General features: G+C 40.2%; 15 protein-coding genes. All 15 read right to left on the reverse strand.

Going from position 1 to position 15,571, the window contains the following annotated elements; translation table 11 throughout:
* Position 1 precedes the first annotated feature (1 nt).
* Positions 2-1,474 (reverse strand): Asp-tRNA(Asn)/Glu-tRNA(Gln) amidotransferase subunit GatA, encoded by a 1,473-nt coding sequence (gatA, locus tag MR181_RS01980; protein WP_242334283.1) that lies wholly within the window; start codon positions 1,472-1,474, stop codon positions 2-4.
* Entirely contained in the window at positions 1,474-1,791 is a 318-nt protein-coding gene (gene gatC, locus MR181_RS01985; RefSeq protein ID WP_003716693.1) for an Asp-tRNA(Asn)/Glu-tRNA(Gln) amidotransferase subunit GatC, read from the reverse strand. Before gatC ends, gatA begins: the two co-directional genes overlap by 1 nt.
* 393 nt (positions 1,792-2,184) lie before the next feature.
* A complete protein-coding gene (locus tag MR181_RS01990; RefSeq protein WP_191911927.1) occupies positions 2,185-3,300 on the reverse strand; it encodes a CamS family sex pheromone protein in 1,116 nt (371 codons plus the stop codon).
* 3 nt (positions 3,301-3,303) lie between these two features.
* Positions 3,304-5,346, reverse strand: coding sequence for an NAD-dependent DNA ligase LigA (ligA, locus tag MR181_RS01995; RefSeq protein WP_191911926.1), 2,043 nt, complete (start codon positions 5,344-5,346; stop codon positions 3,304-3,306).
* Between the two features lie 19 nt (positions 5,347-5,365).
* Complete coding sequence (gene pcrA, locus MR181_RS02000) at positions 5,366-7,651, reverse strand: DNA helicase PcrA (protein ID WP_242334286.1); 2,286 nt, start codon at positions 7,649-7,651, stop codon at positions 5,366-5,368.
* A gap of 129 nt (positions 7,652-7,780) precedes the next feature.
* Positions 7,781-8,950, reverse strand: a complete 1,170-nt coding sequence (locus tag MR181_RS02005) for an ATP-grasp domain-containing protein (protein ID WP_242334289.1) — start codon at positions 8,948-8,950, stop codon at positions 7,781-7,783.
* Positions 8,951-8,974: 24 nt separating this feature from the next.
* A complete protein-coding gene (locus MR181_RS02010; protein ID WP_242334292.1) occupies positions 8,975-9,550 on the reverse strand; it encodes a xanthine phosphoribosyltransferase in 576 nt (191 codons plus the stop codon).
* Between the two features lie 18 nt (positions 9,551-9,568).
* Positions 9,569-10,198 (reverse strand): glycoside hydrolase family 73 protein, encoded by a 630-nt coding sequence (locus MR181_RS02015; protein ID WP_242334296.1) that lies wholly within the window; start codon positions 10,196-10,198, stop codon positions 9,569-9,571.
* Positions 10,199-10,402: 204 nt separating this feature from the next.
* On the reverse strand, positions 10,403-11,176 hold the full coding sequence (locus tag MR181_RS02020; RefSeq protein WP_003716686.1) for a (S)-acetoin forming diacetyl reductase: 774 nt from the start codon (positions 11,174-11,176) through the stop codon (positions 10,403-10,405).
* Positions 11,177-11,326: 150 nt separating this feature from the next.
* Complete coding sequence (gene rpsI, locus MR181_RS02025; protein ID WP_056974559.1) at positions 11,327-11,728, reverse strand: 30S ribosomal protein S9; 402 nt, start codon at positions 11,726-11,728, stop codon at positions 11,327-11,329.
* 7 nt (positions 11,729-11,735) lie between these two features.
* Entirely contained in the window at positions 11,736-12,179 is a 444-nt protein-coding gene (rplM, locus tag MR181_RS02030) for a 50S ribosomal protein L13 (RefSeq protein ID WP_040530816.1), read from the reverse strand.
* A 105-nt stretch (positions 12,180-12,284) separates the two neighbouring features.
* Positions 12,285-13,055 (reverse strand): tRNA pseudouridine(38-40) synthase TruA, encoded by a 771-nt coding sequence (gene truA / locus MR181_RS02035; protein WP_242334300.1) that lies wholly within the window; start codon positions 13,053-13,055, stop codon positions 12,285-12,287.
* Between the two features lie 18 nt (positions 13,056-13,073).
* On the reverse strand, positions 13,074-13,874 hold the full coding sequence (locus MR181_RS02040; protein WP_191911919.1) for an energy-coupling factor transporter transmembrane component T family protein: 801 nt from the start codon (positions 13,872-13,874) through the stop codon (positions 13,074-13,076).
* Positions 13,867-14,730: an ATP-binding cassette domain-containing protein gene (locus MR181_RS02045; RefSeq protein WP_242334303.1), complete on the reverse strand. Its 864-nt coding sequence runs from the start codon at positions 14,728-14,730 to the stop codon at positions 13,867-13,869. Before MR181_RS02045 ends, MR181_RS02040 begins: the two co-directional genes overlap by 8 nt.
* The gene (locus tag MR181_RS02050; RefSeq protein WP_242334306.1) at positions 14,706-15,533 is read right to left on the reverse strand and encodes an energy-coupling factor transporter ATPase; all 828 of its coding nucleotides are present in this window, start codon (positions 15,531-15,533) and stop codon (positions 14,706-14,708) included. Before MR181_RS02050 ends, MR181_RS02045 begins: the two co-directional genes overlap by 25 nt.
* Positions 15,534-15,571: the final 38 nt, after the last annotated feature.

A 15,571-nucleotide genomic window follows, 5' to 3' on the forward strand; every position in this document is an offset into this window, starting at 1 on the left:
CTTAGTTTTGACCTCCTAACTTAGGTGCCTTCTTGTGAACATCAGTAGTTTGTTCAAAGACATAAGCAGTGTTGTAGACTGTTTGTTCATCAAATGGCTTCCCAATGATTTGCAAGCCAACTGGCATGCCGTTCTTTGCTGAGAAGCCAGCTGGAACTGACATTGCGGGAAGACCAGCCATGTTAACAGGAACGGTCAAGACATCGTTCATGTACATGGTTTGCGGATCATCAACTTCGGCACCAATCTTGAATGCTGTTGAGGCACCAGTAGCACCAAGAATAACGTCATGATCCTTAAAGACATTGTCAAAGTCTTGAGCAATTAGATGACGAACTTTAGCGGCCTTGTTGAAGTAAGCATCATAGAACCCAGCTGAAAGGGAGAAAGTTCCCAACATGATCCGCCGTTTAACTTCTTCACCAAAGCCTTCAGTCCGTGAACGAACGTAAACATCTTCAATGTTCTTAACATCTTGTGCCCGGAAGCCATACCGAATCCCATCATACCGTTGAAGGTTTGATGAGGCTTCAGATGAAGCTAAAATGTAGTATGCGGGAACACCGTACTTGGTATGTGGCAATGAAACTTCATCAATAATGGCACCAAGTGATTCAAGGTGATCAAGAGCATTCTTAATTACTTCATGAACATCATCGTTAATTCCCTCGAAGTATTCCTTAGGAACGGCAATCCGCAATCCCTTAACATTGGTGTCATCATTTAATTGAGCTGCCCAGTTAGGAACTTCCTTCAGAGATGAAGTCATGTCGTGTTCATCATTGCCACTAATCATTTGGGTTAACAATGCGTTGTCCTTAACTGTTCGCGTTAACCAACCAACCTGGTCAAAACTTGAACCAAAGGCAATAATTCCCCAACGAGATACCCGGCCATATGTTGGCTTCATTCCAACAATTCCGTTAAATGAAGCTGGCATCCGAATGGAACCACCAGTATCAGTCCCCAACGCACCAAGGACATCCCCAGCAGCAACTGCGGCAGCAGAACCACCTGAAGAACCACCAGGAACCCGGGTAAGGTCCCATGGGTTATGTGTTGTGAAGAATGCCGAATTTTCAGTTGATGAACCCATGGCGAATTCGTCTAGGTTTGTCTTCCCCACATTAATGAAGCCGTTATTATTTAGCTTTTCAACAACCGTTGCATCATAAACAGGGTTAAAGTTTTCCAAAATTTTAGATGCTGCGGTAGTTTTCAATCCCTTGGTTAGGATGTTATCCTTAACTGCCAACGGAATTCCGGCAGTTAATTGATCTTCACTGATTCCTTGTTGATCAACTTCAGCAGCCTTCTTCAATGCTGCTTCTTCGTTTAAGGTAATGAAGGCCTTTACTTGATCTTCATTTTTCTTAATATGATCAAAGGTTTCTTTCGTTAATTCGGTTGCACTGATCTTTTTGTTCTTCAAATCATCATGCAGCTGACTTAAGTCGGTTTGATAGAAATCCATTATTCGCCGTCCTCACTTTCATCGATGATTGCAGGAACTTTAATGTACCCATCATCAGTATCAGGAGCGTTATTAAGCAATGCATCAGTCTCTTCTTTAGAGCTCTTAACTGCCTTGTCCTCACGCATAACATTTTCCCGATCTGAAGCTGAAGTCATTGGTTCAACACCCTCGGTATCAACATTAGTGAGGTCTTCAAACATATCAATAATGCTTCCTAATTGAGTGGTAAACTTGGTAAGTTCTTCATCTTTAAATTCCAACTTAGCAAGTTCAGCAACGTGTTCTACTTGTTGCTCAGTGATCTTACTGGCCATTCTCTCTACCTCTTTTCCAGTAATTATGGCTTAAATATAGTACATACATTTTATAATTTTAGCACAGAATACTAATGGTTTTAACTATTCATCCTTAAATATTCAAGTGAAAAGAAAGTGTTTCATAATTGATGAAGAAGTGAAACTTCATGTTATGAAACACTTAATTTTATTATTTAGTTAAATGTGTTCGCCGTGACCGCAACTTCCGTCTAATGCAACATAGTCGAAATTCGTTCAGCCTAAGCTCCCTCAAGCTATCTCGGCTACATGGTCAAAACGTGTTCGCCAGGAACTTGCTAGGGCTAGCAAACTCCTTCCTAGGCGTTTCCGCCTTTGTCAGGAGAAATTGCTAGCCTTCCGCAAGTCCTTTGCTGGCTCACACTCTAGTTTTTAATACGAATCAAACACGTGGCTTTGGAATTTGTCGGAGCCGGAATTACGGTAAACAACGGCTTGCATTTCGGAACTAGATTGAATCTTAATATCGATTGGAATTCCGCTTGGCAAGTATTTTCTTGCGGCACGAACAATGTATTGGGTAAAGCTAGTAATTTCAGTTTGACTGTAGAATTGCGTGGTAATCGTAATATGCATTCCAGTCAATGAACTACCGTTATACTGCGCTTGAGCAGTTACACCGCTTAAGTTAGGGAAGAAACTTTGCACCTGACTCTTAAAGTTAGAGAAACTATCGTTGTCCGACTGGTCAGACTTGGTTTCCTGATCAGTTCCGTTAGCCTTTGGTAATACAGCAGTCCGGTAATCAAGCTTATGCCAACTGCTAATCTTGTTTCCATTATTCTTACTATAAGCAAAGAAGCTTCCACCAACTAAACTGTCATCTGGTGCCTGCTTATATAGGGCAATCACAATCGGAACATTCCGTAATTCTTTTTTCTTCCGCAACCGGGTTAAGACCTTTTGCGCAGCAATTTCACCCTGACGCTTAACCTCAGCATCGCTAATGTTCTTAGTATAGTTTGGTCCATCGGTCTTCTTCTGGTAATTATATTCGGAATTAATCCCAATCCCGATAGTAACACCATGAAGTTTCATTGAATTACCGCTTTCCTGCATGTAATCCTGTTCTTCAATTTGCTGAATGTACTCTGGATTCGGATCACTCTTCTTCCCTTCAGCAGGGTTGAGCCCTTCCGGATTACTCTTACTCTTCCGTCCTAACCAATTCTCTACTGTACTAGTATCAAGATATTGACCTTCTTGGAAGATATAATTTTTGGTTGAGAAAACCCGTTTTGATACTTGAGTTAAGCCACTTTCAAAGCTTTTAAGGTTATAGGGATTACTATTTTGACTAACATTTACCCCGCGCGCCTTACTCGTCTTATAGTGACCGTCCTTAATAACTCCCTGATAAGTTCCGCTTAGCGAGCCAGTAGTACTATAATCTTTTGATGACTTATGACCAAATCCGCATGAAGTCAAGACAAGCGTTGACATCAAGAGGGCAATCCCAACAGTCAATTTTTTCACTTTATTCTTCAACGTTTATTGTTCCTCCTTCATTGCCTGGCTAAAGCGTTGTTCATCCCAAACATCAACTCCAAGATCCTGAGCCTTACTGAGTTTGCTTCCTGCTTTTTCTCCGGCAATGACAATATCAGTCTTTTTCGAAACACTGCCTGTTACTTTAGCACCATGGGCCTCTAACCAGTCTTTTGCTTCTGTCCGAGTCATTTCTACTAGTTTTCCAGTTAAAACAACTCGTTTACCATTCCAGTCGCTTGATTCATCGACTGAAGTAGTTGTGCCAAGATAGGTAAAATTGAGACCGGATTGACGAAGCTCTTCAATTAATGACTGAACCTGTTCATTGGCAAAGTATGTTTCCACACTTTCACCAATTGTCGGGCCGATCCCATCAACAGCGGAAATCTCATCAGCATTAGCTTCCATTAGTCGATCTAAATCATTAAAGTGGGCCATAATCAAACGTGCTGCTTTAGCACCAACATGACGGATACCAAGTCCGAATAAAAGGCGCTCGACAGAATTATTACGACTATTATTGATCGATGTCAATAAGTTTGTCGCTGATTTTTCACCAAATTTATCTAAAGTTAATAATTGATCTTCCGTTAAGGCATAAAGTCCAGCGACATCGTGAATCAGCTTCTTATTCCATAACTGTTCAATAATCTTGGGCCCGAGACCGCCAATGTCCATCGCATTTCGTGAAGCAAAATGTGCTAACCCCTCTTTAATTTGTGCTGGACACATTGGATTGATGCACCGAAGAGCGACTTCATCATCAAGGTGAACCAGTTTAGAACCACACGCTGGACATTCTGAAGGAATTTGGTACGGTTCACTATTTGCAGGTCGTTTGCTTAAATCAACTTTAGAAATTTCGGGAATGATATCGCCAGCCTTGTGAAGATAAACGGTATCGCCTAACCTAACATCCTTTTCCTTTAAGTAGTCAGGATTATGAAGGGAAGCACGACTAACTGTTGTCCCAGCCAATTGAACCGGATCCATTACAGCAGTCGGCGTTACATTCCCTGTTCGGCCAACAGTCCATTCGATATCACGGATAATTGTCGGCTGTTCTTCTGGAGGAAACTTGTAGGCAATCTCCCAGCGAGGTACCTTAACGGTATTTCCGAGCGCTTCTTCAGTCTCAAGATCATTAACCTTCTCCACAATTCCGTCAATTCCGTAGGCTAACTGATCACGTTTAGCCGTGTATTCATTAATGTAATCTTCTATTTCTTGGCGATTATGAACAACCCGGTTATGCGGATTAACCTTAAAGCCAAGCTCTCGCATCCTATCTAAAGCCTCTGCTTGAGTTGTAACTCCCAGCTTTTGATATTCAGGAACATAGTACATAAATGTGTCTAAGTCACGTTTGGCCGTAACAGTAGGATCTAACTGTCTGAGACTCCCTGCGGCTGCATTGCGGGGATTAGCAAAGATCGACTGACCATCAGCCTCACGTTGAGCATTTAACTTAGCAAATGACTCTTTAGGCATATAACATTCACCACGAAATTCAACAGAAAGTGGTTCGGGAAGCTCACGCGGTACTGATTTGATCGTCTTTACGTTTTCAGTCACATCTTCCCCAATATTACCATTGCCCCGAGTCGAACCTTGAACTAGCTTCCCGTTCTCATAAACAAGTGACAACGATAAGCCATCGATCTTTAATTCAAGGTTATATTCTGGCTCAACATCAACGTCGCGATTTTCTTGCTGGCGATGGTTAAAGTCCATTAGCTCTTCAATTGAGAAGACATCCCCCATTGACAGCATCGGGATCTCATGTTGAACCTTCGTCAGCTGACTTTCAGCTTCACCACCAACTTGCTGTGTTGGTGAATCCGGCGTTTGCAATTCGGGAAAGCGTTGTTCAATTTGAACAAGTCGTTGATATTGACGATCATAAACATAGTCTTCCACAGTAGGACTATCCTGTTCATAGTATTCTTTCCCCCATTGAGCAATTTGCTTTCGTAATGGAGCAATTTCTTTTTTTGCCTGATCCAGTGTTAATTGTGCAACCGGGATTGATTGATTATCCATTTTATTGGCCTCACTTTAATTAATCAGTAACCTTCTTAATGGGAGCAAAACTAGCTAACAGCCGCTTAACTCCCTGTTGAGGGAAGGCAATGTCAAGTTCCTTATCGTTACCGTTTCCGCTAACTTTAACAACAGTTCCTTCGCCCCACTTCTTATGGGTCACCTTATCACCAGTCTTCCAGGAAACTTGATCAGCTCCTGTTCCAGTATTAGTCACTGGCTTTACTCGCTTCCCCGCACTTCGGTATTGACGACGTTGCTTCTGTTCTCGATAAGTAGTTGCAGTAGCAGCCTCACCACCAAATGGTAATTTCTGTCCTCCAAGACGATCGGCAGGTTGATCATTTTCAAACTTAAGCAAGTCGGGATTAATCTCTTCAACAAACCGAGATGGCTGGTTTCGCTGAATTCGTCCGTAAAGGAGTCGCGAAAAGGCATTCGTTAAGTAAAGCTTTTTCTTTGCTCGGGTAATACCAACATACGCAAGCCGCCGCTCTTCTTCCAGTTCATCATCTTCTAAAATTGCCCGAGAAAGCGGAAAGATCCCTTCTTCCATCCCTACAAGAAAGACTACTGGGAATTCTAGCCCTTTAGCAGCATGGAGGGTCATTAACGTCACTGCTGGTGCTTGTTCATCGACGTCATCCTGATCAGAAACCAAGGCAAGATCAGCAAGGAAGTTGGTAATCTTTTGGATGTTATTATCATCGTCATCCTTATGCTGCTCGTCGTATTCTTGGGTAACTGATTTAAATTCATCGAGGTTTTCACGCCGAGCCTGTGCTTCAAGGCTCTTATCCTGTTCAAGCGCTTTGTTGTAACCACTCTTATCCAGGATTTCTTCCGTTAAATCAGTTAAGTTTAGAAATTCCGCTTGCTTAGTTAGGTTACGCATCAACTGACCAAATTCGTCAATTTTGACCCGTGTTCGTGCGGAAATGTTATTGGCAATATCAACATTTTCTGCTGCTTCAAGAAGTGACCAGTTATTATCATTAGCAAATTCCCGCAAATGATCAACACTGGTCATCCCAATTCCTCGCTTAGGAGTATTAACCACTCGTTCAAAACTCATTGAATCTTGAGGATTAACAATTAATGTCAAGTAGGCTAGAATGTCCCTAATTTCTTTCCGGTCGTAGAATTTATGACCACCAACCATAGTGTAAGGTACACTACTCTTTAAGAAAGTTTCTTCGATCATCCGTGATTGAGCGTTAGTACGGTAAAGAATGGCAAAGTCATTGTACTTATAATTATTCTTTTCTCGCTCCTCCTTAATCTTAGAAACAATAAATTGAGCCTCATCATGTTCATTTTGAGCTCGGTAATAAGAAATCTGATCTCCCTTGCCATTTTCCGTCCATAAATTCTTTTTCTTTCGGTAAACATTATTATCGATCACTTCGTTTGCCGCATCCAAAATTGTCTGTGTTGAACGATAATTTTGTTCCAGCATTACTGTATGTGCTTGTGGATAATCATGTTCAAAGTTTAAAATATTATTCATGTTTGCACCACGCCAACCATAGATGCTCTGATCAGCATCCCCAACAACACAAAGGTTTTTGTATCCCTGGGCAAGCATGTTAACTAACTTATATTGAGCATCGTTGGTGTCCTGATACTCATCAACATGGATGTAGTGGAATTTATCTTGGTAGAATTCCAGAGTCTCTTGATCCCTTTCAAAGAGCTCAATTGTTTTCATAATCAAATCATCAAAGTCTAGGGATTGGTTAGCCTCTAGTTCCCGTTGATAGAGTTTATATGCGCGAGCAACCATATTCTCGAACATGCTATTGGCCTCTTTTGAATAGTCATCAGGGGTTTGCAATGCATTTTTCGCATTAGAGATTGCACTGAGGATACTTCGAGGATCGAATTTTTTGGTATCAATATTTAATTCTGCACAAATTCGTTTCATCAATGTTCGTTGCTCACTGGTATCAGCGATTGTAAATGCTCGGTTATAACCCAGTTTTTCAATATCACGTCGCAGAATCCGTACACAAAGGGCGTGAAATGTGGAAACCCAAATGTCACGGGCACTTTCACCCAAAAGTTTACCAACACGTTCTTGCATTTCTCGTGCGGCCTTATTCGTAAAAGTAATCGCAAGAATGTTCCAAGGAAGCACACCCTTTTCTTCGATCAGATATGCAATTCGATGAGTTAGTACTCGAGTCTTTCCTGAACCAGCTCCAGCCATTACTAAGAGCGGTCCCTCCGTTGTTAAGACTGCTTCGGTTTGCTTATCATTCATGCCGTCTAAAAGTGCTTGACTATTCACGCCTATTTCCATCCTCTCTAAATTTCAGTCGGCTCATATTATACCAAATTTTCAACTTCTTTTGGCTATTTTCGAACATATGTTGCAAAAAAGAAAACTGAGCTTAAGACTTTCCGTGAGCAGTCTCAGCTCAGTTTTTATTTATTTTTCTTGCTCTTCGTTATCTGACTCTGAATTTGGCAATGTTTTATTCCAAACTTCAGTATCATCAACCTGATTTTGTAAAGCATTCAGGTCAGTATCGCCAGTAACCCAAACAAAACCAAGAATTCCTGCTGGATCATCTTTATCCTTATTATTAAAGAACCGGAACTTCCAATTATTCTTAAGGAGCCACTGACGACGAATAGCAACGGCTTGGTAGTTCCGAATAATCATTAATAATGCCGTCTGTAACTGTCTGATAACATGAAGCGGCATCCCAACGCTCGCTCGCAATTGTTGTTCGTATTGATCCACATTTGTCGTGTTGTCATAAACATTAGCAATTGATGTTAACCCTAACTCAATGTTCTTAACATACAGTGTTCCAGTCGAAGTTACATAAAAGTTAACCGAGAAAACACCAGTATATTGAAGTGAATCAGCAACGCTCTTAATAATGCGGTGCATTTCTTGTAACATATCATCCGCAACTTCAGCAGGTGAAGCTACTGAAATTAATTGCCGGTCTTCGTTATATTCCAATTGCGCTAAGGGAAAAATTTCAACTTCGCCGTTAGCGCAAGCAGCAGTTAAGGTATATTCTGCCGTATGATCGATCCACGATTCCAATAGATAGGTTCCTGTATCAATAAAGTCCGCTGCCCTAGTTATGTTAGATTGACGCTTAATCATCATTGATTGTTCGCCAATTCCCCGTTGAATCGGCTTCAAAAGAGCAGGATAACCAATTGAATCAATTGACTGATAAACATCGTCTAATCCGATAACAGTAACATAGGGAGCAATATTAATATTGATTTGATCTAAAAATGCTCGTTCCATTAACCTGTCTTGGACAATTTCCAAGCCGTTAATTCCTTGTGGGATTGCTGCATATTGACCAAGAAAACGAATTACAGTTGAATCAATGTTCGGAGTTTGGTAAATAATAGCATCACAGGCTTCACCAAATTCGGTAAGTTTTTGCTTGTCATTATAAGCACCATCAATTGTAAAGTCTGCCATTTTAGTGATTTCTGGTTGAGAATGATCAACGTAAACGCCAACATTGAATCCCGCTTTTTTAGCAGCTGCAATCATCGCTACTCCATTACGGTTAATTCCAATAATCCCTAAAGTATTACCAGGAAAAATTGTATTACTCATTTAATTCTCCTCTCCACTTCATCATTAATCTTCCATGAAGGTTACTTTACCATCCGCTAATGACTTAATTCGTGCCAGTGACTCAACACGAATACCCCGATCCTTTAACTCTTGCGCGCCGGGTTGGAAACTCTTCTCAATAACAATTCCGGCACCAGCAACGTCAACACCGGCCTGATCAGCAATCTCCAGCATTCCTTCGACTGCCTGACCATTAGCCAAGAAGTCATCAATCATTAAAATCTTATCATTGGCATCGACATACTTTTTAGAAATTGAGATCCGATTAGTAGTCTTTTTAGTATACGAATAAACATCTGCGGTATACATATTTTGATTCAGGGTTAAACTCTTATGCTTACGGGCGAAAATTACCGGAACTTTAAGTTCTAGTCCTGTCATTACAGCAGGAGCAATCCCTGATGATTCAACTGTCCAAACCTTAGTAATTCCTTCATTGGCAAATAACTTTGCAAACTCTTGACCAACTTTAAGCATCAATTTTGGATCAACCTGGTGATTAAGGAAAGCATCCACCTTCAAAACATTTCCTGGAAGAACCGTTCCGTATTGTTCAATCTTCTCTTGTAATTCTCTCATAATATAAACTCCTCTTGATTATTTATCATAATTATATAACTTATATGTCTGGATGACTGAAATAAGCTTCTTGGCATAGTCAGGATCGGTAGCGTAGCCAGATTGCTGCAGAGCCTTTGCTGCTTCTTCATAATTAGTAGCCTTAACAACTCGATCATAATTCTGCCGATTCATGTCAGTTCCATGAAGCATTAACCGAGTATGATCCTTAATTGACTCATCCCAACTACTATAAACACGAAAACGGTCCTTAATGACAATCCATTTACCACCAGTATATTCCTTAGTTGTCATAACTTTTGAATTAGCACCAGTTCCCTTAATTCCGAAGAGATTATGATACTGAGTAGCTAATTTACTGGTACCCCAATTAGATTCAAGAATCGCCTGAGCAATTGTAATTGACGCGTAGACATGGTATGTATTCTGCATTGCTTGAGCCTCTGGAGCCACCTGCTTAATAAACAACTCTTTTGCTTCACGATCTCGCTTCAGCGCAGCCTGTTCGATACGTTGCTGGTTCCAAATTCGGTAAAAGTGATGACCAACATATACACCTAGGAACAATATAATGATAACTAATAGCCACACAAAAATGCTTCCCTGTGATCTTTTCTTCCTCGTTCTTCTCCGCCGCCGTTTTGCCAAAAGCTATGCCTCCCTTATTTTAACTACTAACTATTGATTGTAGCAAAATAAGCCTTGTTTGGGAGAATATTTTAGTATTTTAAATTTAAAAATAAGAAAAGGGCTGGAATTTTCTCCAACCCCCGTTAAACAATATGGTCAAAATCCGCTCCTCAGAAACTCACTGGCATTCCGCAAGTTCTTCACTGAGTTGCGCTTTTCATTCTAGTGGAACTGCATCCCGCCATCAACAATAATTGTCTGTCCAGTAATGTAATTCGAATCAGGACCAGCTAAGAAGCCAACAGCATTAGCAACATCTTCTGGTTCAGAAAGACGTTTCAAAGCAATGTTCTTAGCAAATGTCTGCATTCCCCATTCATCACTCTTACCAGCATTCTTTCCTACTTGATGGGCAATATCAAACATCATTGGTGTCTTAACAATTCCTGGAGCATATGCGTTAACAGTAATACCTTCATCCGCTAAATCACGAGCAGCTACTTGGGTAATTCCTCGAATAGCGAACTTAGTACCAGAATAAAGTGCTAAGTTTGGATTACCAACTACCCCAGCTTGCGAGGTGGCATTGATGATCTTTCCACCATGACCCAACTTATTAAATGCTTGGTGTGCAGCTTGAATTCCCCAAAGGACACCACCAACATTTACTCCATAAACCTTTTCAAATTGTTCAGGAGTAATTGTGTCAATTGGTGTAGTTGGACCAAGGCCAGCATTATTAACAACTACATTTAAATCACCAAAATGATCAACAGTCTTCTTAACCGCAGCAAATACAGCATCACGATCAGAAACATCTGCAACGATTGGTAAGGCTTCACCACCCTTTTCTTCTAATTCCTTAGCAGTTTCTTGTAATTTGTTTTCTTCCAGGGCAACTAAAGCAACAGAAAAGCCATCGTTAACTAACCGTTCTGCAATTGCCTTACCAATACCTTGACTACCACCAGTAACTAAAGCAACACGTTTTGCCATAATTTAGCCTCCTTATATTAGTAAGCGGTTACAACAACTATATTATACGTCTTTTAAATTAAAGATAAAAGAAATACGATTGTGTATGTGTATAAAAAAAGAAGTTGGACAAAAATCCAACTTCTTTTTTTGGAAGCGATAAATCGAATATTAACGCTTACTAAATTGAGCAGCCTTACGAGCCTTCTTAAGACCTGGCTTACGACGTTCCTTCATACGAGGGTCACGAGTCAAGAGACCGGCCTTCTTCAAAGCGTCACGGAAGTCAGGGTCAACTGCGAGTAATGCACGGGCGATACCGTGACGTACTGCACCAGCTTGACCAGAGAAACCACCACCGTTAACGTTAGCTAAAACATCGTATTGACCGTCAGTCTTAGTAACGTTAAATGGTTGGTTAACAATAGCACGTAAGTTGGCAAATGGAATGTAGTCTTCAATTGCCTTGCCGTTCATTGTAATCTTACCAGAACCTGGTACTAAGCGAACACGCGCAGTAGCGTCTTTACGCCGACCAGTACCACTGTATTGAACTTGTTGAGCCAATTCCATTCCCTCCTTAAATTAAGTTAGTAATATCGAGTGCTTCAGGCTTTTGTGCTGCATGGCTGTGATCTTCACCAGCGTATACATGAAGCTTTAAGCCCATCTTACGACCAAGAGAGTTGTGTGGAAGCATACCCTTGATTGAGTGTTCCAATAACTTCTCAGGTTCCTTAGCACGGAAGTCACCAGCAGTCCGTTGCTTCAAACCACCAGCGTAGTCTGAGTGACGGTAGTAAATCTTGTCAGTAGCTTTCTTACCAGTTAACTTAACTTGCGCAGCGTTGATAACAATAACATTGTCACCAGTATCAACGTGTGGAGTGTATGTTGGCTTGTTCTTACCACGCAAAATTGATGCGACGACAGCAGAAAGACGACCCATTGGGACATCCTTTGCATCGACAACGTACCACTTGCGATCAACTTCACCAGGTTTTGCGATGTATGTCGTTCTCACGATTAAGTCCTCCAATTTTGTTTTTCTTTTACATATAATAGTGTACCGAGTTATTAGATGGAAAAGAAATACCAAGTGCTAGTATACCTTGTTACAGCCACTTCGTCAATCACTTTCCCGATCATTCCCGTAATCTACTGAAACTAAATATAGTCCGCTTGCTGGAGCAGTCATTCGAGCTTGTGTCCGATCCTTAGCTGCTAAAACACGTTTAACATCATCAACGGGTCGTTGCTTACTGCCTATTTCTAAAAGAAAAGCTACCATAATGCGAATTTGATTATAGAGAAAGCCATTCCCAGTAAAATCAAAAACGACCTCATTTCTCAGTTCATCTCGTTTAATATCTATTTTATAAACGGTCCGAACGTTGCTTTTAGCTTGACTTCCTGAAGCTACAAAGCTAGTAAAGTCATGTTCACCAATAAAGTCCTTAGCGGCATTTTGCATTAACGTTAAATCTAATGGATATTTAAAGTGTGCTGTATAGTTTCTCTTAAAGGGATCAACAAATTCTCCTTGATCTACACGATAACGATAAGTTTTATTATGAACACTGTACCGAGCGTGAAAATCGCTATCTACTAATTCTGCCTTTTTTATTAGAATATCAAGTGGCAAAATACTATTTAATGCCTTGCGCATTGATTCATTACTCAAGTGATATGGAATATCAAAATGAGCAACCTGATTCAATGCATGAACTCCAGCATCAGTTCTTCCTGACCCAATTACCGGAATTTCAGGAGTTGGATGCTTAGCAATCTTGTTAACCGCATTTTTTAAAACCTGCTCTACTGTTCTCTTATGCGGCTGAATTTGAAAGCCGGAAAAATTTGATCCATCGTAAGCAAACGTTATTTTGTAACGATACACAATAAAAAACCTTCCTCGTTAAATTAAATTTAAAATTCCAATTCCAACATCAGCCATAAGCATCAATAATAATGCAACGGTATCCCCTTTATGCCAATGTAATTGACGATACTGGGTTCGCGGACGCTCTAATGAATATCCACGGGCTTCCATTGCTGTTGCTAAATCTTCTGAATGCTGAAACGAATTTACAAATAATGGAATTATGATTGGAATAAGGTGCTTCAGTCTCGTTATTAAGTTTCCCTGATGGAAATCCATTCCCCGTGACCGTTGGGCATTCATAATTATCTTAATATCTGCCATAATTGTCGGAACAAATCTTAATGCAATTGATAACATCAGAGAAATTTTATCTACCGGAACCCTTAACCATTTTAATGGGGAAATTAACCATGAGAATGCCCCAGCTAATTGCAGGGTCGGCGTGGTTGCCGTAAGAACCGTGGAGGCTGTAATAATTACCGTAAACCGATAAAAAATTAAAAATGCATTCTTTATTCCGTCACTTGTTATCGAAATCCAGCCGTAATGCCAATACATCTGACCACCACTACTGAACAGAACCTGTAGACAAACCGTTATTAGGATCACAATCAAAAATGGTTTTATCCCTGTCCAATACATTCGAAGGGGAACCCGGCTTATAATCAGCGTAATTAGTAAAATAAATGATATCCAAACTGCCGGCCATAAATGATTAGCAAAAAAAACACTGATAACATACCAAATACAAAGAATTAATTTAGTCCGAGCATCTAGTCGATGAATTGGTGAATTTAGTGGAACATAGCTTCCAAAGACAACCATGTTACCCATTCATCTTCCCTCCATTCTTCAGTCGTTCAATCAGGTTAGCAGTCAGTTCATCCAATGATAAAGGCAATCCGCTCAAACCAATTTCCCGGGAAATTTGAATACTTTTAGGAGCCAACAAGTTACTCTTATTTAACAATTGCTGACTACCAAAAAATTCTTGTGGGCTACCGTCAAACATAATCTGCCCATCGTGAAGCGCAACAATTTGCGTTACTAATGATGTGACCATTTCTAAATAATGGGTAATCATAATAATGGTAACTCCACGCTGGTTTAATTCTTTAATAATGTTGAGTAACCGTTGAACAGCCAAGGAATCAAGACCAACTGCAGGTTCATCTAAAATTAAAACTTCCGGATCCATTGCCAGGACTCCGGCAATTGCAACGCGTCGTTTTTGCCCACCAGATAGTGAAAAAGGAGATTGCTCAAGAATCGTCGGTGACAATTGAACGGTTTCTAACGCCTTCATAATTGACTTATTTATTTTTTCCTGAGGCCAACCAAGATTCTGTGGTCCAAATGCTAAATCATCACGAACAGTTTGTGCAAATAGTTGACGCTCAGGGAATTGAAAAACAAAGCCAATTTTTTGTCGGAATAGCTCCTGCTCTCTTTTGGATGTTTGATTATTAATTAACCGTCCATTAACAACTACCTGTCCTGATGTTGGAAGAGTCAAGGCATCAATTAAGTTTACCAGAGTTGACTTACCACTTCCGGTTTGGCCAACTAATACAGTAAATGCTCCATCAGCAACCTTTAGATTGATATTACGCAGTGCTTGGTAAGCTAAAGGCGTCGTTGGCTGATAAGTAAAGTTAACATTCCTTAATTCAATTTTTGCTTTAGCCATTGAACCATTTCCCCCGTTGTCATGTATCCTTGAGGTATCTTAATTCCCGCATGAATTAATCTCTCTCTAATTTGCTCACCAGCAGCTGGAGCAAGTTGAAGCTGTCTTAACAATTGATGATTTAATAAAACCTCTCTGGTAATTCCATTTGCTACTACCTTACCTTGATCAAGAATCAAAATATGATCAGCCAGCTCTGCTTCATTAAGATCGTGAGTAATCATGATGATTGTATAACGTCCATCACGATGAAGAGCTTCTAATAGTTCCATAATTGATTTTCTTCCCATTGGATCAAGCATGCTAGTAGCTTCATCAAAGATAATTATTTTAGGCTTTACTGCCAACACTCCGGCAATAGCAATTCGTTGCTTTTGACCACCAGAAAGCTCAGCAATTAAACTGTCTTCATAATCAGTCATTCCAACACTTCTTAGGGCTTGCTTAATGATCGTCGGCATTTTTTCCGGAGTAATATTATAATTTTCTAAACCAAAAGCGACATCTTCGGCAACCGTTGAGCCAACAAATTGATTTTCTGGATTTTGAAAAACCATTCCTACCAACTTATGAACTGTTTCTAAGTGTTGCTCATTTACCTCTAAATCGCCAATCAGAATTTTTCCTTTACTTGGCCGAAGGAGACCATTAAGAAGACGAACAATCGTACTCTTTCCACTTCCGTTATGACCAACAACAGAAATCCATTTATTTACTGGCAAAACAAAGGATTGGTTATCTAATAACACCTTATCAGAATCAGGATATTTAAATGTGACATGGTTAAATCTAATCTCTTGCATCTTTTTTATCCTTTACATTAATACTTATTATTTTAACA

The sequence above is a fragment of the Limosilactobacillus urinaemulieris genome, from assembly GCF_932750685.1.
Lineage (GTDB): Bacteria > Bacillota > Bacilli > Lactobacillales > Lactobacillaceae > Limosilactobacillus > Limosilactobacillus urinaemulieris.